This is a genomic window from Micromonospora sp. NPDC049047 (assembly GCF_040649135.1).
Lineage (GTDB): Bacteria > Actinomycetota > Actinomycetes > Mycobacteriales > Micromonosporaceae > Micromonospora.
In genome coordinates, this window is record NZ_JBEZEY010000016.1 from 85,590 (window position 1) to 107,908 (window position 22,319).

The 22,319-nt window shown below is 70.1% G+C and carries 21 protein-coding genes and 3 pseudogenes; 13 read left to right on the forward strand and 11 right to left on the reverse strand.

Going from position 1 to position 22,319, the window contains the following annotated elements; translation table 11 throughout:
* Window positions 1–64: 64 nt before the first annotated feature.
* Entirely contained in the window at window positions 65–958 is an 894-nt protein-coding gene (locus tag AB0B86_RS23370; protein WP_357419836.1) for an NAD(P)H-binding protein, read from the forward strand.
* Window positions 955–1,791 (forward strand): NAD(P)H-binding protein, encoded by an 837-nt coding sequence (locus AB0B86_RS23375; RefSeq protein WP_357405547.1) that lies wholly within the window; start codon window positions 955–957, stop codon window positions 1,789–1,791. The genes AB0B86_RS23370 and AB0B86_RS23375 overlap by 4 nt, the downstream gene beginning before the upstream one ends.
* Window positions 1,792–1,875: 84 nt before the next feature.
* Here the strand turns inward: AB0B86_RS23375 and AB0B86_RS23380 are convergent.
* The 3 genes and pseudogenes from AB0B86_RS23380 to AB0B86_RS23390 all read right to left on the reverse strand — a co-directional run.
* Window positions 1,876–1,950, reverse strand: a pseudogene (locus AB0B86_RS23380) (PadR family transcriptional regulator); the annotation flags it as partial.
* Window positions 1,951–1,987: 37 nt separating this feature from the next.
* Complete coding sequence (locus AB0B86_RS23385; RefSeq protein WP_357405549.1) at window positions 1,988–2,494, reverse strand: DUF664 domain-containing protein; 507 nt, start codon at window positions 2,492–2,494, stop codon at window positions 1,988–1,990.
* Window positions 2,491–3,522: an aldo/keto reductase gene (locus tag AB0B86_RS23390; RefSeq protein ID WP_357405551.1), complete on the reverse strand. Its 1,032-nt coding sequence runs from the start codon at window positions 3,520–3,522 to the stop codon at window positions 2,491–2,493. The genes AB0B86_RS23385 and AB0B86_RS23390 overlap by 4 nt, the downstream gene beginning before the upstream one ends.
* A 111-nt stretch (window positions 3,523–3,633) precedes the next feature.
* Between AB0B86_RS23390 and AB0B86_RS23395 the strand changes: the two genes are divergently transcribed.
* A complete protein-coding gene (locus AB0B86_RS23395; protein ID WP_357405553.1) occupies window positions 3,634–5,175 on the forward strand; it encodes a glycosyltransferase family 39 protein in 1,542 nt (513 codons plus the stop codon).
* Between the two features lie 6 nt (window positions 5,176–5,181).
* Here AB0B86_RS23395 and AB0B86_RS23400 read toward each other — a convergent pair whose 3' ends face one another.
* Window positions 5,182–5,664: an Rrf2 family transcriptional regulator gene (locus tag AB0B86_RS23400; RefSeq protein ID WP_357405555.1), complete on the reverse strand. Its 483-nt coding sequence runs from the start codon at window positions 5,662–5,664 to the stop codon at window positions 5,182–5,184.
* Between the two features lie 126 nt (window positions 5,665–5,790).
* On the opposite strand from AB0B86_RS23400, the gene AB0B86_RS23405 reads away from it, so the two are divergent.
* On the forward strand, window positions 5,791–6,531 hold the full coding sequence (locus tag AB0B86_RS23405; RefSeq protein ID WP_357405557.1) for an NAD(P)H-binding protein: 741 nt from the start codon (window positions 5,791–5,793) through the stop codon (window positions 6,529–6,531).
* A 70-nt stretch (window positions 6,532–6,601) separates the two neighbouring features.
* Here the strand turns inward: AB0B86_RS23405 and AB0B86_RS23410 are convergent, their stop codons facing one another.
* A complete protein-coding gene (locus AB0B86_RS23410; protein WP_357419808.1) occupies window positions 6,602–7,294 on the reverse strand; it encodes a TetR/AcrR family transcriptional regulator C-terminal domain-containing protein in 693 nt (230 codons plus the stop codon).
* Between the two features lie 53 nt (window positions 7,295–7,347).
* Between AB0B86_RS23410 and AB0B86_RS23415 the strand changes: the two genes are divergently transcribed.
* A complete protein-coding gene (locus AB0B86_RS23415; protein WP_357419809.1) occupies window positions 7,348–8,466 on the forward strand; it encodes an NAD(P)/FAD-dependent oxidoreductase in 1,119 nt (372 codons plus the stop codon).
* 249 nt (window positions 8,467–8,715) lie between these two features.
* Window positions 8,716–11,740, forward strand: a pseudogene (locus AB0B86_RS23420) (Tn3 family transposase).
* Window positions 11,741–11,846: 106 nt separating this feature from the next.
* Here the strand turns inward: AB0B86_RS23420 and AB0B86_RS23425 are convergent.
* On the reverse strand, window positions 11,847–12,704 hold the full coding sequence (locus AB0B86_RS23425; protein WP_357419810.1) for an SDR family oxidoreductase: 858 nt from the start codon (window positions 12,702–12,704) through the stop codon (window positions 11,847–11,849).
* A 125-nt stretch (window positions 12,705–12,829) separates the two neighbouring features.
* Between AB0B86_RS23425 and AB0B86_RS23430 the strand changes: the two genes are divergently transcribed.
* From AB0B86_RS23430 to AB0B86_RS23455, 6 genes are all read left to right on the forward strand, one after another.
* The gene (locus AB0B86_RS23430; protein ID WP_013476801.1) at window positions 12,830–13,234 is read left to right on the forward strand and encodes a helix-turn-helix domain-containing protein; all 405 of its coding nucleotides are present in this window, start codon (window positions 12,830–12,832) and stop codon (window positions 13,232–13,234) included.
* A 162-nt stretch (window positions 13,235–13,396) separates the two neighbouring features.
* Window positions 13,397–14,134 (forward strand): recombinase family protein, encoded by a 738-nt coding sequence (locus AB0B86_RS23435; protein ID WP_357419837.1) that lies wholly within the window; start codon window positions 13,397–13,399, stop codon window positions 14,132–14,134.
* A gap of 218 nt (window positions 14,135–14,352) precedes the next feature.
* A complete protein-coding gene (locus tag AB0B86_RS23440) occupies window positions 14,353–14,763 on the forward strand; it encodes a metalloregulator ArsR/SmtB family transcription factor (RefSeq protein ID WP_357419811.1) in 411 nt (136 codons plus the stop codon).
* On the forward strand, window positions 14,763–15,251 hold the full coding sequence (locus AB0B86_RS23445; protein WP_357419812.1) for an SRPBCC domain-containing protein: 489 nt from the start codon (window positions 14,763–14,765) through the stop codon (window positions 15,249–15,251). The genes AB0B86_RS23440 and AB0B86_RS23445 overlap by 1 nt, the downstream gene beginning before the upstream one ends.
* Before the next feature lie 4 nt (window positions 15,252–15,255).
* Entirely contained in the window at window positions 15,256–15,816 is a 561-nt protein-coding gene (locus tag AB0B86_RS23450; RefSeq protein WP_357419813.1) for a dihydrofolate reductase family protein, read from the forward strand.
* Between the two features lie 111 nt (window positions 15,817–15,927).
* Complete coding sequence (locus tag AB0B86_RS23455; protein ID WP_357419814.1) at window positions 15,928–16,389, forward strand: HNH endonuclease; 462 nt, start codon at window positions 15,928–15,930, stop codon at window positions 16,387–16,389.
* Here AB0B86_RS23455 and AB0B86_RS23460 read toward each other — a convergent pair.
* The 3 genes and pseudogenes from AB0B86_RS23460 to AB0B86_RS23470 all read right to left on the reverse strand — a co-directional run bounded on the left by AB0B86_RS23460 (window position 16,386) and on the right by AB0B86_RS23470 (window position 19,268).
* On the reverse strand, window positions 16,386–17,153 hold the full coding sequence (locus tag AB0B86_RS23460; RefSeq protein WP_357419815.1) for a nucleotidyltransferase domain-containing protein: 768 nt from the start codon (window positions 17,151–17,153) through the stop codon (window positions 16,386–16,388). The two genes, AB0B86_RS23455 and AB0B86_RS23460, sit on opposite strands and share 4 nt — an antisense overlap.
* 525 nt (window positions 17,154–17,678) lie before the next feature.
* Window positions 17,679–18,222: pseudogene (locus AB0B86_RS23465) on the reverse strand (dihydrofolate reductase family protein).
* Between the two features lie 206 nt (window positions 18,223–18,428).
* A complete protein-coding gene (locus AB0B86_RS23470; protein ID WP_357405574.1) occupies window positions 18,429–19,268 on the reverse strand; it encodes an NAD(P)H-binding protein in 840 nt (279 codons plus the stop codon).
* Between the two features lie 108 nt (window positions 19,269–19,376).
* Between AB0B86_RS23470 and AB0B86_RS23475 the strand changes: the two genes are divergently transcribed.
* Window positions 19,377–19,739, forward strand: coding sequence for a helix-turn-helix domain-containing protein (locus AB0B86_RS23475; RefSeq protein WP_357405576.1), 363 nt, complete (start codon window positions 19,377–19,379; stop codon window positions 19,737–19,739).
* Between the two features lie 130 nt (window positions 19,740–19,869).
* On the opposite strand, the gene rox is transcribed toward AB0B86_RS23475, so the two are convergent.
* Window positions 19,870–21,294 carry a rifampin monooxygenase gene (gene rox / locus AB0B86_RS23480; protein WP_357419838.1) on the reverse strand — a complete coding sequence of 475 codons (1,425 nt, stop codon included), beginning with the start codon at window positions 21,292–21,294 and terminating at the stop codon, window positions 19,870–19,872.
* 212 nt (window positions 21,295–21,506) lie between these two features.
* Entirely contained in the window at window positions 21,507–22,250 is a 744-nt protein-coding gene (locus AB0B86_RS23485; RefSeq protein WP_357405579.1) for a TetR/AcrR family transcriptional regulator, read from the reverse strand.
* Between the last annotated feature and the right edge of the window lie 69 nt (window positions 22,251–22,319).

Consider the following 22,319-nt stretch of genomic DNA (forward strand, 5'->3'; position numbering starts at 1 on the left):
GCCATTGGTCGTGGATTCGCGGCGGCGGTCTATTGCCCACTCCAGGTATTCGAGAAGGAGCAACGTGACAATTCTAGTAACCGGAGCGACCGGAAACGTGGGTCGCCAGGTGGTGGCCCAACTGGTCCTGGCCGGGCGACCGGTGCGGGCGATGACCCGCCAGCTGAGGACAGGCCAACTGCCGGACAGCGTCGAGGTGGTCCAGGGAGACTTCGAACGTCCCGAGACCTGGCGAGCGGCGCTGGACGGAGTGCAGTCGGTGTACCTGTTCCCCTTCGTGTGCGCCGCTACCGACCATGGGTTCGTCGATGAGGCGGTCAAGGCCGGCGTCACCCGGTTCGTCGTGCACTCCGCGGCGGCGGCGGGGTTCGCACCTGGAACCGGAGGCGATGGCGCGCTCGGGCGGCACCTGACCGAAGAGCGCGAAGCGCACCGCGGGCTGGAACTGCTGGTGGAGGCCTCCGGCGTTGAGTGGACCCATGTGCGGCCGGGCCTGTTGGCCGCCAACGCGCTGGGGTGGGCCGATCAGATCCGGACCGAACGGGTGGTGCGCCGGCCGTACGCTGCCGCTGGCTACCCGGTGGTCCATGAGGCCGACATCGCCGACGTGGCGGTCGCGGCACTGCTGACCGACGACCATGTCGGTGCCGCGCACACCGTCACCGGCCCGGCCAAGGTTTCGCAGACGGAGCAGGCCACCGCGATCGGTGCCGCCATCGGCACGCAGGTGCGGTTCGAGGAACTCGATCCCGCCGAGGCGCGCACGCAGTGGCTGCGCGACGGCTTGGACGAGGAGACCGCCGATTGGATGATCGCACTGCTTGCCGACGCGGTCGACGGGACGGGTGCGCTGCCACCGACGGACACCTATCTGCGAGTGACGGGACGGCCACCACGCCCGTTCGCCCAGTGGGCCAACGACCACGTCGCTGACTTCCGGCCGCAGGTGGCACGATGACGATCCTGGTAACGGGTGCCACCGGCATGGTGGGCCGACACGTCGTCGTCGAACTGGTGAAGACCGGCCAGCGGGTCCGTGCGCTGACGCGGACGCCGTCGGCGGCGGGCCTTCCGGACGGGGCAGAGGTCGCCGGTGGGGACCTGACTGACCCCCCGTCTCTGGAGCCGGCGCTGGACGGCGTCGAGAGCATGTACCTGTTCCCCGTCGGACGCGCGGCGCGTGCCGTTGTTGCTGCTGCGAAGCGGGCCGGCGTGCGGCGCATCGTCGTGCTGTCCGGGGCGCTGGCCGACACCGGCGCCAGCGAAGATGGGTACCTGGCGGTCGAGCGTGCGGTCGAGGCCTCCGGTCTGGAATGGACACACGTGCGGCCCGGGGAGTTCGCCGCGAACTGGCTGGACTGGGCCCCAGCTATCAAGGCGGACCGGGTGGTCCGCCGCCCATACGGGGCTGCGGTCACCCAACCCACCCATGAGGCGGACATCGCCGCGGTCGCCGCGACGGTGCTCGTCGAGGACGGCCACGCCGGCCGGACCTACACCTTCGCTGGCCCCGAGGCGCTCACCACCGTCGCGCAGGTCAACGCGATCGGCACGGCAATCGGTGACACAGTGCGGTTCGACGAACTCGATCCGGCCGAGGCCCGGGCCGAATGGATCAGCAACGGCTATCCCGAGACGTTCGTTGACTGGATCTTCAAGATGTGGGCGGAGTCCGCTCATGATCCCGCCCCGACGAACCAGCAGTGGGCAGACGTCGTCCCGCACCTGACCGGCCGACCGGCGCGGACATTCACGCAATGGGCCACCGACCACGCAGCCGACTTCCGATAGACCGTTCATCGTGGATGCGCCGACGGGCAGAAGGTCTCGGCGGACGTAGCGGCGCTGACGTGCCGCATCGCGGTAGCAGCGCGCCCCGTAGCCGTGCAGTGTCTCCGCGGCCAACGCCGTGAGGATCAGGAACGTGGGTTCGCGTAGCGGTGTCTCCACACCATCGATATATCGGGTGCGAAGGTATAACGGTGGCCTACTCTCCGGTTGGGCCTCCGGCGAGTTCGGCGACCACGTCGAGGTGACCGAGGTGGCGGGCGTACTCCTGCACCAGGTGGAACAGCACCCGCTCCAGCGACGCCGGGTCCGCGCCGTCCCAGCGCGGACCCGGGGCGCCGACCTCGGCCAGGTCGTGCGCCGTCACCACGGCGGTGGTGTGCGCACCCTGTGCCAGCAGTGCCGCCACCAGATCCGCACGCGTCTCGTCGGGGCCGACGTACCAGCGGTCGTCGCGGCGGTCGCCCCACGGCTGCGCGACGTCGCGGCCCTGGAAACCCCACTCGATCCACCGCCGTTCGACGTGGCGCAGGTGGGTGAGCAGCTCCAACGGCGTCCACCCGGACGGCAGTCGGCTGCGGCGCAGCTCCGACTCGGCAAGCGCCGACACCTTGGCCACCACGGACTCGCGGAAGTAGTCCAGGTACCGCAGGAACACCTCGGCGCGGCTGCCGGCCGGCGCGGTGGGCTCGGGAAAGGCAATCATGAGCCGGTCGGCAGGTCGCGGGCGCGCTGCCGCACACCCGCCGCGCCGTACGGGTAGTCACCCACCAGCGGGGCGCTCGCCTCGTCGAGCGACCGCATCTGCTCGGCGTCGAGAACCAGGTCCGCGGCGGTCAGGTTGTCGTCGAGCTGCTCGGTGGTACGCGCCCCGAGGATCACCGAGGTGACCGCCGGTCGGGCCGCCAGCCAGGCCAACGCCACCGCCGACATGGACACACCCCGGTCCCCGGCGACCTGGCGCACCGCGTCGAGCACCCGCCAGGTGCGCTCGTCGGCGTTGCGACCGGCGTACGCCTCGACGCCGCGCTGCGGGTTCTCGCCGAGCCGGGTCGCCCCGGTGGGCGCGCTGTCGCGCTGGTACTTGCCGGTGAGCCAGCCACCGCCGAGCGGCGACCACGGCAGGATGCCGATGCCCTCGTTCTCGCAGACCGGCACCAGCTCGAACTCGATCTCCCGGGCCAGCAGGTTGTACTGCGGTTGCAGGGTCACGATCGGGGTGAGGTTGAGGTGCTGGGTGAGCAGGGCCGCCTTCTGCAACTGCCAACCGGTGAAGTTGCTGACCCCCGCGTAGCGGATCTTGCCCGCGCGTACCGCGTCGTCGAAGAACCGCAGCGTCTCCGGCAGCGGGGTGAGCGGGTCCCAGGCGTGCGCCTGGTACAGGTCGACGGCCTCGACGCCGAGCCGGCGCAGGCTGGCGTCCAGGGCGCGGGTGAGGTGTACCCGGGACAGGCCGGCGTCGTTCGCACCCGGACCCATCGGGAACCGCCCCTTGGTGGCGATCACCAGTCGGTCCCGCACGTCGGGCCGGGACCGCAGCCAGCGCCCGACGATGTCCTCTGAGACACCGGCGGAGTAGACGTCGGCGGTGTCGATGAAGGTGCCGCCGGCCTCGACGAACCGGTCCAGTTGGGCGAAGCTGCCGGCCTCGTCGGTCTCCGCGCCGAAGGTCATCGTGCCGAGGCAGAGGGTCGACACCACAGTGCCGGTGGCGCCCAGAGTGCGATAGCGCATATCGTCCTTTCGGTCCGCGTCAACAAAGCTGATCTTCGCACCCGGTTGGGCCACCCGCACCCGGAGGCCGCCGGGCCCCCGCGCCGCAACCAGGCCGGTCATCATGAGCGGATGAGCGAGCCCGCGATCGACATCGACCGACCGCAGCAGCCAACCCAGCCGGCGCCGCCGGAACCGGGTTCGCCCACCCGCGGCCCGTGGCTGGTGGCCCTGACGACAAGCGTGATCCTGCTGCTGCTCGCCGGCCGCTACGGCTATCACCGCGACGAGTTGTACTTCCTGCTCGCCGGCCGGCACCTCGACTGGGGATACGTCGACCAGGGCCCGCTGGTCCCGGCGCTGGCCCGGCTGCTGGACACCATCGCGCCGGGCAACCTGGTGATTCTGCGGACCCCGTCGGCGTTGCTGGCCGGCGGCGCGGTGCTGCTCGTCGCCGCCATCGCCCGCGAGCTGGGCGCCGGTCGTGGCACGCAGACCTGCGCGGCGGTGCTGGCCGCGTCGTCCGGCATTGTGCTCTCCGGCGGGCACCTGCTCAGCACCACCACCGTCGACCTGCTGGTCTGGCTGGTCGCGGCGTGGTGTGCGGTACGGCTGCTGCGCACCGGCGACAGCCGCTGGGCGCTGGGCGTCGGGCTGGCGCTCGGCGTGGGCATGCTCAGCAAGCTGCTGCCCGCGCTGCTGGCGGTGGGCCTGCTCGCCGGGGTGCTCATCGCCGGGCCCCGTCGACTGTTGCGCGACCGCCTGGTGCTCGCCGCCGTCGGGATCGCCGTGCTGCTGGCCGCCCCGAACCTGATCTGGCAGGCGACGCACGGTTTTCCGCAGCTCGGCGTGGCCGCCTCCATCGCGGACGAGGACAGCTCCTACAGTGGCCGCCTCGACGCGTTCACCCTCCAGTTCGTCATCATCAGCCCGTACGCCGTACCCATCTGGATCGCGGGCCTCGTCGCGCTGCTGCGCCGACCGGCCTGGCAGGCCTACCGGGCGGTCGGCTGGGCCTGGTTGGTGGTGGTCGGCCTCGTGCTGATCGCCGGTGGCAAGGGTTACTACGATGCGCCGCTGTTGCTGGTGTTGACCGCCGCCGGTGCGGTGGTGACCGTCGGGTGGGCGTCGCGCGGGTCGGTCCGGTTGCGCCGCGGGCTGCTCGCGCTGGGCCTGCTGCCGTTCCTGTTGCCCAACATCGTGGTGCTGCTGCCGGTGCTGCCCGCCGAGCGGTTGCCCGGTTTCGTGGTCGACCTCAACTACGACGCGGGCGAGACGATCGGCTGGCCGGCGTTCGCCGACTCGGTCGCCACCGTCCATCGTGGGCTGCCGCCGGATGAGCGTTCCCGGGCGGTGATCCTGACCGACAACTACGGCGAGGCCGGCGCGCTGGCCCGCTACGGTCCGGCCCGCGCACTGCCCCGGGCCTATTCGGGGCACAACGGCGCTGTCGACTTCGGCCAGCCGCCGGCCGGGGCGGACGTGGTCGTCGCGGTCGGCTGGGAGGGCCGCCACCAGCTCAACACCTGGTTCAACGAGTGCACGCTCGCGGGGCGGGTGGACCAGCGGGTCGCTGTGCACAACGACGAGAACGGCGGCCCGATCCACGTGTGCCGGGGGCTGCGGCGTCCGTGGGCGCAGATCTGGGACGCCGAGGTACGCCACACCGGGTGAGCAGGCTCAGCCGGCTCCGCTGGTGAGCCAGGCCTGGATGCCGACCAGGGCCTCGGGGCCGGAGTTGGCGTCGACGTCGCGGGCGAGGTCGGCGATGGTGACCGCGGCGAGCGCCTGCCGCCAGGCGTCCTCGGCCGCCCACATGGCTCGGGCGACAGGGCACGGTGTGGTGCAGGCGTCGGCTGGCGTCGCGAACGGGCCGCGCTGGCGGATCTCGGTGCAGACGAAGGTCGGCCCGGGACCGTCGACGGCCCGGACCACGTCGAGCAGGGTGATGCTCGCCGGGGCGCGGGTGAGGACGTAGCCGCCCGACTTGCCCTGCACGGAGTGGATCAGGCCGGCGCGGGCCAGGGCCTGGAGCTGCTTGGCGAGGTAGCTGCCGGAGACGTCGTGCAGCTCCGCCAGCTTGGCCGCCGGCACTGGCGTGTGGCTGGCCGTGAGGACCACGCAGCAGTGCAGCGCCCACTCCACCCCGCCGGACATCTTCATGACGTCACCCTAGTCACCCCGCTACTCGGACTCATTGTGTCCGAGTATAGTTCTCGGACAAGGGAAGTCCGAGTATCGACCGAGCGTCGGCAGTCGGACCACATCGTCACGGGAAGGTGCATGAGCATGAAGATCGCCGTACTGGGTGGGACCGGCCTCATCGGGTCGCAGGTCGTCACGATCCTCCAGGCCGCCGGGCACGAGGCGGTGCCGCTCTCGCCGTCCACCGGTGTGGACCTGCTCACCGGGCAGGGCCTCGCCGACGGGCTCACCGGTGCCGAGGTCGTCGTCAACCTGACCAACTCGCCGACCTTCGACGACGCCTCCCCCGCCTTCTTCCAGACGACCATGAACAACCTGCTCGCCGCCGCCAGCCAGGCGGGCGTCGGCCACGCCGTGGTGCTCTCCATCGTCGGCGTCGACCAGGTGCCCGACCTGGCCTACTACCGCGCCAAGGTCCTGCAGGAGGACATCCTCAAGGCCGGCCCGATTCCGTACTCGATCGTCCGCGCCACCCAGTTCTTCGAGTTCGTCGAGGCGATCCTGTCCTGGACGGCCGACGACACCACCGTCCGGCTGCCCCGCACGCCCGTGCAGCCGATGGCCGCGGCCGACGTGGCGCAGGCCGTCGCCGAGGTCAGCATGGGCGCGCCCCTGCGCGGCGTCCGCAACGTCGCCGGCCCCGACGTCTTCACCCTCGACGAGTTGGGGCGGATCACCCTCGCCGCCCGGGATGACAAGCGCACCGTCACCACCGACGACAGTGCCGGCATGTTCGCCGCCGCACCCGGCGCGGCCCTCATCGCCACCGACGACGCCCTCATCGCGCCCACCTCCTACCGGGAGTGGCTCGACCGCCAGGGCTGAGTCGGCAGCCGGGCCCGTACGCCGCAGTGGCAGCCGATCGCCACGACGACGTGCGGGCGCGGTGCGGGGGTCAGGCCGGGGCTCGGGTGAGTTTGGCGGCCACGGCGTCGAGGACCCAGTCCAGGCCGGTCGCGAAGGATGCCTCGGCGTCCACCTCGGTGCCGTCGTGCACCGCCCTGGTCAGCGCCGGGAAGCGGCCCGTCGCCAACATCCTTGTCACGTGCGGACCGGAGGCGCGCTGCCAGTCGCGCTTGGACAGACCGGTGGCGCGCTCGGCCCGCAGGTTCGCGATCTCGCGCCTGATCGCGCCGGTGACGTAGGCGCTCACCGTCTCCACGGCACGCATGACGGTGTCGATGTCGGCGAGGCCGTCGAGGGCGGCGAGGTTGGCCTCGGCCACGGCGAGGCCGTTCGGGCCCAGCGTCGGGCGACCACCGAGCAGGTCGGCCAGCCATTCGTGACGCAGCGCGGCCTGCCTGGTGCGGTGGGCGAGGACGCTCAGCGCCGCCCGCCAGTCACCGGGTTGGTCCTCGGGCAGGATCTCGGCGTGGACCTCGTCCACCAGCAGGTCGAGCAACTCGTCCTTGGTGGCGATGTATCCGTACAGCCGCATCGGGCCGGCGTTCAGCCGGGCGGCGACCTTGCGCACTGACACCGCCTCCAGTCCGCCCTCGTCGGCCAGCGCGATGGCGGCGGCGATGATCCGCTCCCGGTCGAGCGGCACGGGAGGGTTCGGCGGCTTCGGCCGGTCCCACACGGTCATGAGCACTCCCTGCTGTTGCGATAAATTGTACGGGCGCGATACGGTGTATCGCCATGAGACGACGTATTGCGGTGGTCGGGGCTGGCCCCGGTGGCCTCACCTTCGCCCGGGTCCTGCACCGCCACGGCTACCCCGTCGCCGTGCTCGAACGCGATCCCGCGCCCGATGCCCGCCCCCCGGGCGGCACGCTCGACCTGCACGAGGGGCTGGGCCAACTGGCGCTGGACAAGGCGGGCCTGCGGGCGGAGTTCCAGGCGCTGTCCCGTCCCGAGGGGCAGGCCATGCGCATCCTGGACACCGCCGGGACCGTGCTGCGGGACTGGCGACCCGCCCCGGACGAGCAGGCCAATCCGGAGATCGACCGCGGGCAGCTCCGGGACCTGCTGCTCGGCCCTCTCGACGTGCGGTGGGGGCAGGAGGTGACGCAGGTGGTGCCGGGGGCCGGAGACGGCGCACGTGTGCACTTCGCGGACGGGCGGCAGGAGACGTTCGACCTCGTGGTCGGCGCGGACGGGGCGTGGTCCCGGGTCCGCCCTGCGGTCTCGGCGGCGACGCCGCGCTACACCGGCGTCACAGCGGTCGAGACCTCCCTCGACGACGTCGACACCCGCCACCCCGACCTCGCCCAGCTGATCGGTGACGGTTCGGTGGCCGTGTACGGCGTGAACCGATCCCTCGTCGCCCAGCGCAACAGCGGCGGTCACGTCAAGGTGTACGCCACGTTCCGCGCGCCGCTGGACTGGCACGCGGAACTGGACCTGACCGATGTCGAGGCCACGCGATCGGGCCTGCTGGCCATGTTCGACGGCTGGGCCGCTCCCATGCTCGACCTGCTCGGCCACGGCACCGCCTTCCTCCACCGCCCCTGCTACGTCCTGCCCGTATCCCACACCTGGGCGCACGCCCGCGGGGTGACGCTCCTGGGCGACGCCGCCCACCTGATGCCACCGTTGGGGGCCGGCGCGAACCTCGCGATGCTCGACGCTGCCGAACTCGCCGAGTCCGTCGCCGCCGACCCCGAAGATCTGGATGAGGCGGTCCGCGCCTTCGAGGCGCAGATGTGGGTACGGGCCGAACGGTGGGCGAAAATCACCACAGCCGGTCTGGAACGCCTGGTGAGCCCGGACCCCACCGAGGCCCTCGCCCTCTTCGACGACGTCCAGCGATCCTGACCGCCAGCGGCGCAGCAAAGACCTGCCGCCCGATGGCTACGGACGTCGCCTCGTGCAACCCGTACCTGTGATCCCCGCCGACGGTCACCACTGAGACCGGGGCGGTCAGGGTGATCGTCGTACCCCGGGTCGGCCCGCCCGTAGTTTCCAGACCAAAAACAACGGTAAGAACTGAGGGTTGATCAAGGTCCGTCCCGAGCCCTAGCGTCCCGTCCCGTTTGGTGACGATCGATGCTCAGGCGGTGGTTCGTGGCGACTCAGGATGTGTTCTCGGCGGAGGAACTGGCGCGGCTTCGGGGCTTCCCGGAGATCAACCGGGCGGAGCTGATCCGGTACTTCACGTTGACCGGTGCGGCCGAGGCGTTCGTGCGCCAGTTCCGGACCGGCCGTAACGTGCTGGGCGTGGCGGTCCAGCTGTGCACGCTGCCGTGGCTCGGGTTCGTGCCCGATGAGGTGGCGCTGGCGCCTGACGCCGCGGTAGGCCGGCTGTCGCAGCGGCTCGGGATCGCGATGGGCGAGCTGCGCGGGTACGGCGAGCGGGAGCAGACCCGCACGGATCATCTGCGGGAGGTAGCCGGCTACGCCGGCTGGCGGGTGATGGACACCGCCGAGTGGAAGGACCTCGACGAGTTCCTGTTCGCCCGGGCGATGGAGCACGACTCGCCGAAGCTGCTGTTCTGGTTGGCCTGCGAGTACCTACTCTCGTCGCGGGTGCTCCGGCCCGGGGTGATCCTGCTGCTGCGCCGGGTGGCCGCGGCCCGGGCCCGTGCCCGGACCGAGACGTGGATTCGGGTGAAGCACCTGCTGTCCGACCGGCGGTGCGCCGAGCTGGATCTGCTGCTGGTCCCGGACGCCTATCTCGGCCGCACGCCGCTGGCGTGGCTGGGAGTGGGCCGACGTCGTCGAGCCCGGCCGCAGTGAAGACGGAGCTGGAGAAGCTGGCCTACCTGCGCCGCCTCGACGCGCACACCCTCGATCTGTCGATGCTCCCGACGGAGCGGCGCAGGTTCCTGGCCGGGGTCGGCCGGCGGCTGACCGGGCAGGCGTTGCAGCGGCGCGAGCCGGAGCGCCGGTACCCGATCCTGCTCACGCTGCTGTCGCAGTCGGCCGTTGACGTACTCGACGAGACGCTGCTGCTGTTCGACCAGGCGATCAGCGGCCGGGAGGCCGCGGCGAAGCAGAAGGTCGCCGACGCCCTGGCCGAGCGGGCCAGGGCGGCGAGAACCGGCAGGCGCTGCTGGACGAGATCCTGACCATCGTGCTCGACACCGCGATCGGTGACGAGCAGATCGGCGCCATGCTGCGCACCAGCATCGGCCTGGACCGGATGCGCGCGGCGTGGGCCGAGCGCCGCGAGCGGCTGCCGCGCGACCACGGGCAGCTGAGCATGCTCGAGGCGTCGATGTCGTACCTGCGCCAGTTCGCCCCAGCCGTCCTCGGCGCGGTCCAGTTCGACGGCGGGCCGGGCACCGAGCAGCTGCTGCAGGCGGTAAGCATGCTGACCGAGTTGTACGCCACCGGCGCCCGCAAGGTCCCGGCCGGCACCCCGGTGGGTTTCGTGCCGACGAAGTGGGCCGGCTACCTGGTCGCCGCGGAGCAGGCCGGCGATGTCACCGCGTACCGCCGGTATTGGGAGCTGGCCGTGCTGGTCGGCCTGCGCGACGGGCTGCGCTCCGGCGATGTGTTCGTGCCCGGCTCGCGCCGGTACGCCGATCCGGCGTCGTTCCTGCTCACCCCGCAGGCGTGGGCGCCGCAGAAGGTGGAGTTCTGTCACCTGGTCGGCAAACCGGTCGAGGCCGCCGACGCGCTCGCGGCGGCCGGCGACGAGCTGCACACCGCTCTGGCCGATCTGGAGACTCAGCTGGCCAAGGGCAACCCGGGCGAGGTCCGGCTGACCGACGACGGTGAGCTGATCATCCCGCCGCTGACCGCCGAGGCCGTGCCCGCCGAGGCCGACGCGCTGCGCGCGGAGCTGGCCGGGATGCTGCCGCGGGTGCCGATCGCCTCGGTGCTGGTCGAGGTCGACGCCCGGACCGGATTCACCGACCACCTCATGCACGCCGGCGGGAAGGTCGCCCGGCCGGCTGAGCTCAAACGCAACCTGATGTACGTGATCATCGCGGAGGCCACGAACATGGGCCTGTCCGCGATGGCCGAGTCCTGCGGCGTGCCGTACGACGTGCTCGCCTGGACCGCCGAGTGGTACTTCCGCCCGGAAACCCTGGAGGCGGCCAACGCCGCGGTGGTCAACTACCACCACCGGCTCCCGCTGACCCGAGCGTTTGGTTCGGGCACCCTGTCTTCCTCGGACGGGCAGCGGTTCCCGGTCAAGGGCAAGTCCATCACCGCCCGGCACCTGTCGCGGTACTTCGCCCGCGGGCAGGGCGTGTCCACCTACACCCACGTCTCCGATCAGCACTCGACGTTCGACACGAAGGTGATCGTCGCGACCGCGCCGGAGTCGCATTACGTGCTCGACGGGCTGCTGGGCAACGAGACCGACCTGCCGACCTTCGAGCACGCCACCGACACCCACGGTGCGACCCTGGCGAACTTCGCCCTGTTCGACCTGGTCGGTAAGCAGCTCTCGCCGCGGATCCGCGACCTGGGGAAGATCACTCTGTACCGGACCGGGCCCCGCGCCGACTTCCTCGACCGGTACCCGCGTGCCGGGGCGCTGCTGACCCGGCGGCTGAACCTGGACCTGGTCACGGATATGTGGGATGACCTGCTGCGCGTCTCCGCGAGCGTGCAGGGCGGGCATGCCACCGCGGCGCTGGTGGTCGGGAAGCTGTGCTCGAGCAAGCGGCAGCAGAATGCGCTGACCAGCGCGATCAAAGAGTACGGGGCGTTGCGCCGTACGGTCTACGCCGCCCGGTATCTGGCGGACGAGACGTATCGGCGGCGCATCGCCCGGCAGCTGAACAAGGGCGAGAACCTGCACGCCCTGCGCCGCTCGCTGGCCTACGCCGGCGAGGGAGCGCTGCGGCGCCGGCACCACGAGCAGCAGACCGAGCAGATGTGGTGCCTGACCCTGGCCACCAACGCGATCGTCTGCTGGTCCACCGAATACCACGGCCTCGGCGTGGCCGCCCTGCGCCGGACCGGCCGCGACGTCGACGACGAGGTCCTCGCGCACATCTGGCCGACCCACCACGAGAACGTGCACTTCTACGGCACCCACTCCGTCGACATCGACGGCGAACTCGCCCAGCTCGACACCGACGGCTACCGGCCGCTACGGCTGGTCAATGCCGCCCCAGCGAGCAGCTGACCGTGCATCCGGTTCAACCGGGGCTCGCTCTGACTGCGGCCCGTGAGCAACGACGGGGTGGACGTCGTAATCGACGCCCACCCCGTTCGCTCGTGCTGCGGTCGGTTCAGGCGGTCTTGACCGCCGCGGCGACGGCGTCGGCGAGCGGCGTGCTCGGGCGTTCGATGAGTCGCTGCAGGTCGGTGCTGGGGGTGAACTGTTCCCCGCGGCTGATGCCGAGGTCGGAGTCGACCAGCAGGGCGGCGAACGGCGCGGGCACCCCGGCGCCGACCAGCACCTCGGTGTACGCCTCGGCGGGCAGGTTCTGGTAGGTCACCGGCTTGCCGCTCTGGGTGGCGACCTCGGCGGCGAGCTCGGTCATGGTGTAGGGCGTGCCGCCGAGTTCGTACACGGCGCCGTCATGACCGTCGGTGGTCAGTACGACGGCCGCGGCGGCGGCGAGGTCGGCGCGGGTGGCGCCGGAGATCTTGCCGTCGCCCGCGGAGCCGGCGAGCGTTCCGTACTGCAGCGCGGTGGCGAGGTTGTCGGTGGTGTTCTCGATGTACCAGCCGTTGCGCAGGAAGACGTACGGCACGCCAGACTCGCGGATCATCGCCTCGGTGGTCTTGTGGTCCTCGGCGAGGATCGTGCTGTTGGTCTCGGCGCGCAGGGTGCTGGTGTACGCGATCAGCTGGACGCCGGCAGCCTTCGCGGCCTGTACGGCGTTGGTGTGCTGCTGCAGGCGCTGGCCGACCTCGTTGCCGGAGATCAGCAGCAGTTTGTCGGTGCCGGCGAACGCCGTGGCGAGGGTCTCGGGCCGAGAGTAATCGGCCTCGCGCACCTGAACGCCACGCTCGGCGAGGTCCGTGGCCTTGTCCGGGTTCCGCACGGCGGCCACGATCTCGCCGGCGGGCACACCGCGCTGCAGCAGGTCCTCAATGACGAGGCGGCCCAGGTGACCGGTGGCGGCGGTGACAGTGATCATTTCGGTTCTCCCGATGTCGGTTGGCGAACTGCCTGCCACCAGAATGCACTAACTTTGAGAAAGTGCCAACCTTGAGTGAGCACCATTATTGCTGGGGGTACGTTCCAGCAGCTACCGTCATAGGCATGTCCAGCACTGCATCGCGAGACACCGCAGCCGATCCGATCGACGACCTGATCGTCGATGTGTTCAACCGCGCGTGTCCGTCGCGCCAGACGATGGAGACCGTTGTCGGCAAGTGGGGGACGCTGGCCCTGGTCGCCCTCACCGAGGGCTCCTACCGATTCAACGCCCTACGCCGCCGGGTCGACGGGGTAAGCGAGAAAATGCTCGCGCAGACCCTGCACGCCCTGGAACGCGACGGCCTGGTCACCCGCGACGTGCAAGCCACCATCCCGCCCCGGGTGGAATACACACTCACCGCCCCGGGCGCCCGCATCGCCGCCACGCTGCGCGCCCTGCTTGACGCGATCGAAGCCGAGATCCCCGCGGTCATGACCGCACGCGAGGACTACGACCGGCGGCACTGACCCTCGCCCTCGGTGCGCGACCAGCCTCGGGTCGCGGTGTCCGGGAATCGATCGTTTCCCGGACAAGATCAAGAACTGCCGTCTGGGCCGGTCAACCACGTCCGAAAAACCCGTCCGGAAAGTCGGTGTGTCCACAAGGCGATCACGGGTTTCTCGGACACCCTGGATGACGTGACCGCCATCCCCGCCTCCACCGACGACCTGTTGCTGCCGACCCCGCTTGCCGGCGTGCTCGTCGGCTACGGCCGCGTCTCCACCCGCGAGCAGAACCTCGCCCGCCAGCAAGCCGCGCTCACCGCGGCCGGCTGCGCGAAGTGCTTCTTCGACAAGGCCAGCGGCAAGAACGCCGACCGGCCCGAGCTGAACAAGGTGTTCGAGTACATCCGACCCGGCGACGCGCTCACCGTCGTCTCCCTCGACCGGCTCGGCCGCTCCCTGGAAGACCTGATCACCATCGTCGGCCGGCTCAAGCGCCTCGGCGTCGGCTTCCAGTCTCTGCACGAGAAGCTCGACACCACCACCCCGGGCGGCATGTTCGTCTTCCACGTCTTCGCCGCCCTGGCCGAGTTCATCCGCACCATCATCGTGGCCAACACCAACGAGGGCCTGGCCGCCGCTCGCGCCCGCGGGCAGCAACTCGGCCGGCCGCCGGCGATGACCCCGGAAAAGATCGCGTACGCGCTGCAGCTGCTCGGCGAGCCCGACCGGACGATGACCTCGATCGCCAAACTGCTCGGCGTCTCCCGCAGCACCCTCTACACCGCGCTGCCCGAGCTGCAGGCCGCCAAGCGCGACCGCAGCGGGTTGGACGACGTCCTCGCCCAACTACCGCCGGACTCGCGGCCTGGGCCGCCGACGGTCGACCAGTACGACACCCTGCTCGGCCGGGCCGGGCAGTGAACCTTCTGATCTCGAATCCCACGGAACGGGATCACGGAAAACGGCGAAGCGGCCCCCTGGACAGTTGCCCACGTGAGACAGCTCTCCAGGTAGACGCCTAGATCAACTGCTTAGCGTTGTTTTTGGTCTGGAAGCTACGGACGGGCCGGGGTCGGGTCATTGACAGGCGATCATTCCGGACTACATTTAACGCATCGCTTAAATGATGGGAGGCCTCGGTGTCTGGCAGCGATCAACTCAGTGCGGTGTTCGCGGCCCTCGCCGACCCGACCCGACGGGCGATCCTCGCCGAGCTGGCCGACCGCGACGCCACGGTCACCGAGCTCACCGCTCCCCTGCCCATCTCGATGCCGGCGGTGTCGCGGCACCTCAAGGCGCTTGAGCGCGCCGGGCTGATCTCCCGCACCCGATCGGGAAAGTTGCGGATGAGTCGCATCGAGGCCGCTCCGCTGCGCGACGCGGCCGAGTGGCTCGAGCGCTACCGGCGGTTCTGGGACACGTCGCTCACCCGCCTCGACGCCCACCTCGCGGCGGTACAGGCCGCCGCTCGCCCAACGGACCGAACGGTCCACGGCCCGGTGATTCCCGACAGCGAATCGCCGGACACGGCTCACGACAAGGAGAACTGATGGACAGCGGCGATCCGCAAATCGTCATCTCACGCGTGCTGGACGCGCCACGGGAACTGGTCTACCGAGCTTTCACCGACCCCGACCACCTGGCGGCGTGGTGGGGGCCGATCGGCAACTCACTGCCCCGCGAGGAGATGGACTTCGACATCCGGCCCGGCGGCCACCAGCGGTGGACCGAGGTCTTCCCGGCCCGGCCCGGCCTTCGAGTCGACGTCCACATCGACCTCACCGACGTCGCCGACGGCGAACTGCTCGACGGCGTCGTGCATGTCACCGGGCAGCTGCCGGACGGCCATCAGCCGCACGAGACACGAATGCGGGTCGAGTTCCACGACGAGGCCGATGGACGGACGCGACTCGAGATCCGTCAGTGGCTCCCCGAGCATCTGGCCGCCCCCGCCAGCCAGGGTTGGAACGAGGCCTTCTCCAAACTGGACGCCACACTGCGGAACGCCCACCCCGTCGCAGTTGCCGTCGAGGTGTGACGCAATGGCCAAGCTGATCTACGTGACCAACGTGTCCCTCGATGGTTACATCGAGGACGAACACGGCAGATTCGACTGGACCCCACCCGACGACGAGTACCTCGCGTTCATGACCGACCTTCTCCGGCCCATGGGTACCTACCTCTACGGAAGGCGCCTGTACGAGTCGATGTCCCTCTGGGAAACCGACCCTGCCCTGGCCGCACAGTCGAAGCTCACGGCCGACTTCGCCGACGTCTGGCAGGCAGCGGACAAGGTCGTCTACTCCACCACCCTGCACGCGACCTCGACCGCCAAGACCCGGCTCGAAACGAGCTTCGACCCCGCCTCGGTACGCGCCATGAAAGCCTCGGCCACCAGTGACCTCACTATCGGCGGCGCACACCTCGCGGAGCAGGCCTTCCAGTCCGGACTGATCGACGAGTGCCACCTGCTGATCCACCCCGTCCTCGTCGGCGGAGGTAAGCCCGGGCTGCCCAGCGGCACCCGAGCTGGGCTGGAGCTACTGAGCAACCGCCGACTCAGCAACGGCGTGATGTCCCTGCACTACCGCGTCCGCACCTGAGACGGTCGTCGGCGTCACTGACCCGCACGGATGTCGGTGACGCCGACGGGCTCTCCGGACGAGGCGGTGGTCAACAGCAGACCCACCGACCGACGTGGGTACGGTGACTCCGTGCTCTCGGACGTGCGGGGACTGTCCCGCCACCACAGCGAGGAGTCGCTGCGCGCCTACCTGCTGCAGCGCTCACACCGGACCGAGAACGGCTGCCTGATCGTCGAAGGTTACGGGCGGCGACGCGGGGTGCACCAGAAGGTCGCCGGTCGCGCGTGGGCGCACATCGCCGCGTACGTGGTGCTCGTCGGCGGATACGACCCCGCCCTGGACGTCGACCAGACCTGCGGTGCCGCCGACTGCATCGAGCCCACGCATCTGCGCCAGATCAGCCGGGCCGAGGCCTGCCGCAGCCGCACCCAGCCGGCCCAGTGCCGCAACCGCCACGACCGTGAGCTCGATCCGGCGACCGGTCGCTACCGTCGGGTCTGTCGGATGTGCAACCGGGACGCGCAACGCCGGTGGCGTGAACGCGAGGCCGCCGAGGTGGCCCAGGCCCGCGCCGCGTACGGCCGCTCCTAGGTCGCCGCCCTCTGCGATCCCGGGGGCGGCTGGGCGGCGAGTTCGGTGAGAATCGGGTGCAGCCGATCGGCCAGCTCGGGGTCCGTACGAGTCAGCTCGTCGGCCAGGGCTGCCGCGGCGGCCACCAGCGCGCGGCGCACCTCGGCCTCGTCCGTGGCACGGACCAGTGTTGTTTCCAGCGCTGCGGTGATGTCGGCGGGTAACAGGTGGGCGCCCTTGGCGTAGCTGCTGGGGTGACCCAGGCGCCGGCAGGCGAGCGCGATCGTCTGGGTGCGCATGGCGCTGATCCAGTGCTCCGCCTGCCAGTACCTGCCCCGTTCGATGCTGATCCGCGCGTGCAACGCGTGGTGCCAGGCCAGGCCGACGATGTCGTCGTGGCCGCCGGGCGTGCCGGCCGGGGATGGTGCCGACTGCCCGAACACGAGTCGCCAACTCGGGCCCTGCGGCCCGAACGCGGCGTGCGGGCTGAACGCGAGGTCGACTTCCAGGCAGTGTGGGAGCAGGAAGACTCGGTAGATCGCCGCACCGGCCGTCAGGTCCCAGTGGTGGACCGCTGCGAACTCCTGATACATCACCTGCGTCCACCGACGCATGACGGTGTCGAGTGGTTCGCTGACCGCGAAGGCCAGATCGATGTCGGACCAGCGGTCCTCCTGGCCGGTGGCGTGTGAGCCGGTGATCGCGGCGGCGACGATGGCGGGATCCTGGTTCGCCAGACGCAGCAGTCGCTCTCGGGTCAGGTCGCGTTCCGCCACGGAGAACATGACGACAGATGATGCCGCAGCACCGTCGATCCCGCCCAGCCGCATCGACTCCTGCGGCGGTCCCCGTCCCCAGCAGCACCTCGTCCGGACCGTGCGCCGACGTGATCGCCACACTTACACCAACCTGATTCCTTACTCACCATAACTGTCATTATGGTGCGCGCACGATATGCACCTTTTGTGATGGTGAATTAATGGATTATCATTACCGGTAAAATATTAATGGGCGCAGAGCCCTGCCCATGGTTGCTTGTCGCTTCTCAGGTGACTGGCGCGTGCTTCGGCGTCGAGGGCCAGCCGGTGGCGAGATGTGTTGTGTGCGCCTTCAGCTCCGGGCGGCCAGGTCCCACACGACTGGCCCTACCCAGCGGAAGTGGCCGTGGGGGTCAAGGCGCCCCGCCGCTGGACTGCAGGTCTCGGGTACCGGCCTGCTCCGGGCCTTACTCTGTGAATCGTCCCGATGCGAGGGAGGCGCGAGGAGGACGCCGAGCAGCCGATGAGCTGGCGGCGAGGGACTCCTACGATTCAGCGCGCGCGGCGGTAGTGCACGGCGACCACCCCGTTGCCGAGATCAGCTCGAGCTGACGCGTGGCGGGCAGCCCATCCTGGTACAGCGTCGGGCCGTGGCCGGCGATCCGGGGATGGACGAGCATCCGGTACTCGTCGATCAGGTCCAGCCTGTCGAGCTCGGTGGCGAGTTTGCCGCTTCCGACGCGGACCCCGACCGGGGTCGCGTCCTTGAGCTTCTGCACGCCCTCGCGCAGATCGCCGGCAATGTGGTGGCTGTTGGTCCACGAGAAGTCGGTACGCGTCGAGGACACCACGTACTTGGGTTTGGCATCCAGCTTGACCGCCCACTCGCGGATGAGCGGCGGCACCTCCTGGTCGCCGCGGGCGACGGCCGGCCAGGAGCCCTCCATCATCTCGTAGGTGACCCGACCCCACAGCATCGCCCCGGACTCGTCCAGGAGACGGATGAAGAAGGCGTGCGTCTCATCGTCGGCGATCCCCCTCCTGGTGGTCCACACAACCCCAGGGTGAGGTTGATGCTGAAGGTGAGGAGGCCCATGTCCGGCGAGTCCAACGCCTCTCCTGGTCACGTCAGCGACCTCGCGGTGCGCGTCGCCGTCTCATGTGATGCATCGACCGCGACTTCCAAGAGCGGACGCCCTCTTTCGCCACCTGCCCGGCGAAGAGCGTCCGTGACCACTACTCGTTCGTGCTTCTCGATCTCACCGGCGGGCGCCGTCCGCTGCGCAACCCTGACGCGACGCGTCAGCGGAAGGCGTCGATGTTGCGAGCGACCCACGCGGTGAAAGGCCGTGGCGATCGGCCCAGAACCTGCGTCACGTCGGGGCTGATCCGCTGCTCCCGCTCGGTCGGCGCGCCGAGGATCGCCAGCGTCCCGTCGACCACCGGTGGTGGCATGAACCGCAGCATCTGTTCCCGGGCCTCGTCGGGCGCCTGCTCAACGAAGACGATCGGTTCGCCGAGTGCAGCGGCGAGATCCGCAGCGCGGTGGCGTGGCGTGCTCAGCACCGGACCGGTCAGCTCGTATGTACGGCCGTCGTGCGAGCCGTCACGCAGAACGGCGGCGGCCATCTCGGCGATGTCGTCCGGGTCGACCACGGGCAGGCCGACGTCGCCGAACGGCGCGGCCACTGTCCGGCCGGTCCGCACCGGTTCCGCCCAGGCTAAGGCGTTGGAGGCGAAGCCGCCGGGGCGCAGGATCGTCCAGCCGAGACCCGACCGGCGTACGAGGTCCTCGATGGCAGACAGCGGCGCGTGCGAGGCCGCCCCCGGCCGGGTGCCGACCGCTTGCGAGGATTGCAGCACGATGCGCTTCAGCCCCGCGGCTGTGACGACCCGCAGGATCTCGGGCATGTCGAGGTGCGCCCCGGCGCCCTCCACGAGCAGGAATATCGCTTCGGCGCCGGCTAGTGCCGGGAGCAGACTCTCCGGGCGTTCGAGATCCGCGTGGTGGTGGCGAACCCCCTCTGGCACCGCGACCGGGCGTCGTCCCCGGGACACCGCCGTCACTGCGGCACCCGAGGTCGTGAGGGTCGACAAAAGCGTACGGCCGACGTTCCCGGTGGCGCCTGTCACGACAAACATGGCTGTGTCTCCAGTTCAACCGCGTCGTTCGCGCGGCTGGAGGAGACGCTAGTAGCGTCCGTATAGTAGGTACCTAGAGGATAGTAACGCTGTTGTGACGGAGGGCACATGGAACGGTCGGCGGACCCTGAGCTGGCGTGCCCTGTCGCGCCGGTTGTCGACATCGTGTTCAGTCGATGGACCACGCCCATCCTGTGGGCCCTTCACAAGTACGGCCGGCAGCGATTCGTGGAGCTGGAGCGCCGGCTGACCACCATCACACCGAAGGTGCTCACGCAGCGGCTGCGCCAACTTGAACGCGATGGGCTCATTGCCCGCACCTATTACGCCGAGATGCCGCCTCGGGTCGAATACGAGATCACCGAGCTGGGTGCCAGCCTCGGTCCCCTCTTCGCCCACCTGAGCACCTGGGCCGACGCCCGCCTCCCCGAGGTGGAACGGGCACGGCGTGTCTACGACGCCGGCCGCTGAACCTCCAACCAGCCAGATCATTCTGATCGCGGGACAGGGCTCCACCGGCATCGGTCTCGACCGAGCGACGACCCGGCGCGCACGACCAAGTGCGCCGCGCACGCCGGGCGAGGTGATCGGACCGATGGCCTCAGTCGGTGGGCGTGCCGAACCAGCGCGACAGGTGGTCGTCCAGGTCCCGCTGGTCGTCACCAATCCAGGCGACGTGACCGTCGGGACGCATCAGCACCGCCGGTACGTCAAGGTCAGCGCTCGGGTCCGCGATCTCGTCAACCCGGTCTGACCAGCCGCCGACGGTCAGGCGTTCGGTGCGGTCCAGCAGCAGGCCCCGGCCGCGGTGCAGCAGATCGTAGAGGTTGCCCTGTTTCACGGTGATGTCGCGCAGGCGGCGGCCGAGCAGGTCGGGGCCGGGGCCGAAGTCGTAGCGGATGCCGACCGCGGTGATCTTCTCGATCAGGTGGCGGTTCACCTCGTCGAAGTCCATCAGTTCGGTGAGCAGTCGGCGCACCGCCTGGGGGCCCGGCGCGGCGGACAGCAGTTCCGTCTGGGCGCGGGTGTTGTCCAGCACGTCCTCGGCGACCGGACGACGCTCACCCTGATAGGTGTCCAGCAGCGTCTCGGGCGCCCAGCCGCGCACCTGCGCGGCCAGTTTCCAACCGAGGTTGACCGCGTCCTGAATGCCGAGGTTGAGTCCCTGTCCTCCGATGGGTGGGTGGATGTGTGCGGCGTCGCCGGCCAGGAGCACCCGACCGACCCGGTAACGCTCGGCCAGCCGGGTCGCATCCCCGAAGCGGGACAACCAGCGTGGGGAGTGCACACCGAAATCGGTTCCCGCGATGGCGCGCAACTGTTGTTGGAAATCCGCAAGGGTGGGCGGCACCTGGCGGTCGCTGACTCCGGCGGCGGGGACCACGACGCTGTAGACGCCGTTGCCGAAGGGCCGGAGCCAGAAGGGACGGTGGGTCTGGCTGATCTCGGCGACCTTGGCGGCGATCTCCACCTGCGGGGCGCCCACCTCCATCTCGCCCATCAGCGTCTCGGTGCGGGCAGGCTCGCCGGGGAAGCCGACGCCGAGCAGCTTCCGCACGGTGCTGCGCCCGCCGTCGCAGCCGACGAGGTAGCGCGACCGCAGCCGTTCCCCGTCGGCCAGCTCGACGGTGACGCCCTCGTCGTCCTGCTCGATGCCGGCGACCGCGGCGCCGCGCCGGACCTGCGCGCCCAGGTCGATCGCATGCTCTTCGAGCACTTCGACGATGACTGGCTGCGGAATCCCCAACAGATAGGCGTACGCGGAATCCAGTCCCTTGGGCACCGGTTTGGCGATGGCGGCGAAGAAGCCGGCGGCCGGCCGCTGCCTGCCGTGCGGGAGGATGCGCTCCAGGAGTCCGCGCATCGCCATCAGCTCAAGACTGCGAATGTGCAGACCGACGATGCGTACGAACGACGCCGGTGTGGTTTCCCGCTCGAGTACGAGTACCCGCACATCGTGCAGCCGCAGTTCGGCGGCGAGCATGGCACCGGTCGGCCCGCACCCAGCGATGATCACGTCGAAGATGAGGGGGCCCCGCCCGGCGCTGTCGTTCGACGGCTGCTCGGGGGTGGATTGCAGAGAACGCACAGGTGTTGCCCTTCGAGAGTGCCTCTTTGGCGAGGCGCTCCCGGCGACACCTACGTCAGTCGCACGGCCATGACGGGAGGGGGAGCACCCACATCGGTCCAGCGTTCATGGGTCTCACCTCCTCGGGCGGTGTCACGGTCAACTGCAAGCTACAAGCCGGGCGTCAGCTCGTCCAGCGCTTTTGCCGGCGGTGCGGTGAGCGATCGGTGCACCCATTCGGTCATGAGCGCGCGTTCGGCGTCGGTGAGCCCCGGCAGGTCGGGCACCACGGTGGCGAAGGTGACCGCCACGGCGCTCACTGTCGTGTCGGGTGTCGCCGGGGTGCGCACGAGGATGCTGCTGAGCACGGCGTCGAACATGGCCTCCCCCAGACCCGGGTCGCGTTGCTGCGGGGGCGTGCCCAGGAGGGCGAGCACGGTGCCGTTGCCGGCCGCGTGGATCATCATGAGTGCGCGCTGCTCGTCGACAGCCAACAGGCCGGCCGCGGCCAGTCGCCGTACGCGGGTGCGCAGCACCTCGAGGCCGGCAACCGTCGCCGGCGACGGCCCGCCCCGGCCGGCGATGAGCGCGTACAGCTCGGGGTTGGCCAGTCCGAACTCGAGGTGTGCCCGCCACCCGGACCGCAGGTCGGCCACCGGATCGCCCTCGGCGGCGTACGCCACGGCGGACTTGGCGGCGACGTAGGTGGCCATGACGTGCTCGGCGACGGCATCGATCAGGCCGTTCTTGTCACCGAAGAGGCGGTAGATGGTGGGTGCCTGCACGCCGGCGGCCTGGGCGACGGCTCGCGTCGTCACCGCGTTCGCGCCCTCCTCGCGCAGCAGCCGGCTCGCTGCCGCGACGATGCCGTGCCGTACCTCGTCCCGGGATGCCATGTCCTGCGCCGCAACCATGAACCGATGCTAACAGCACCTTGTTATCGCTGCGATAACGTTGCTAACGTAGGTGTGTTAACAACGCTA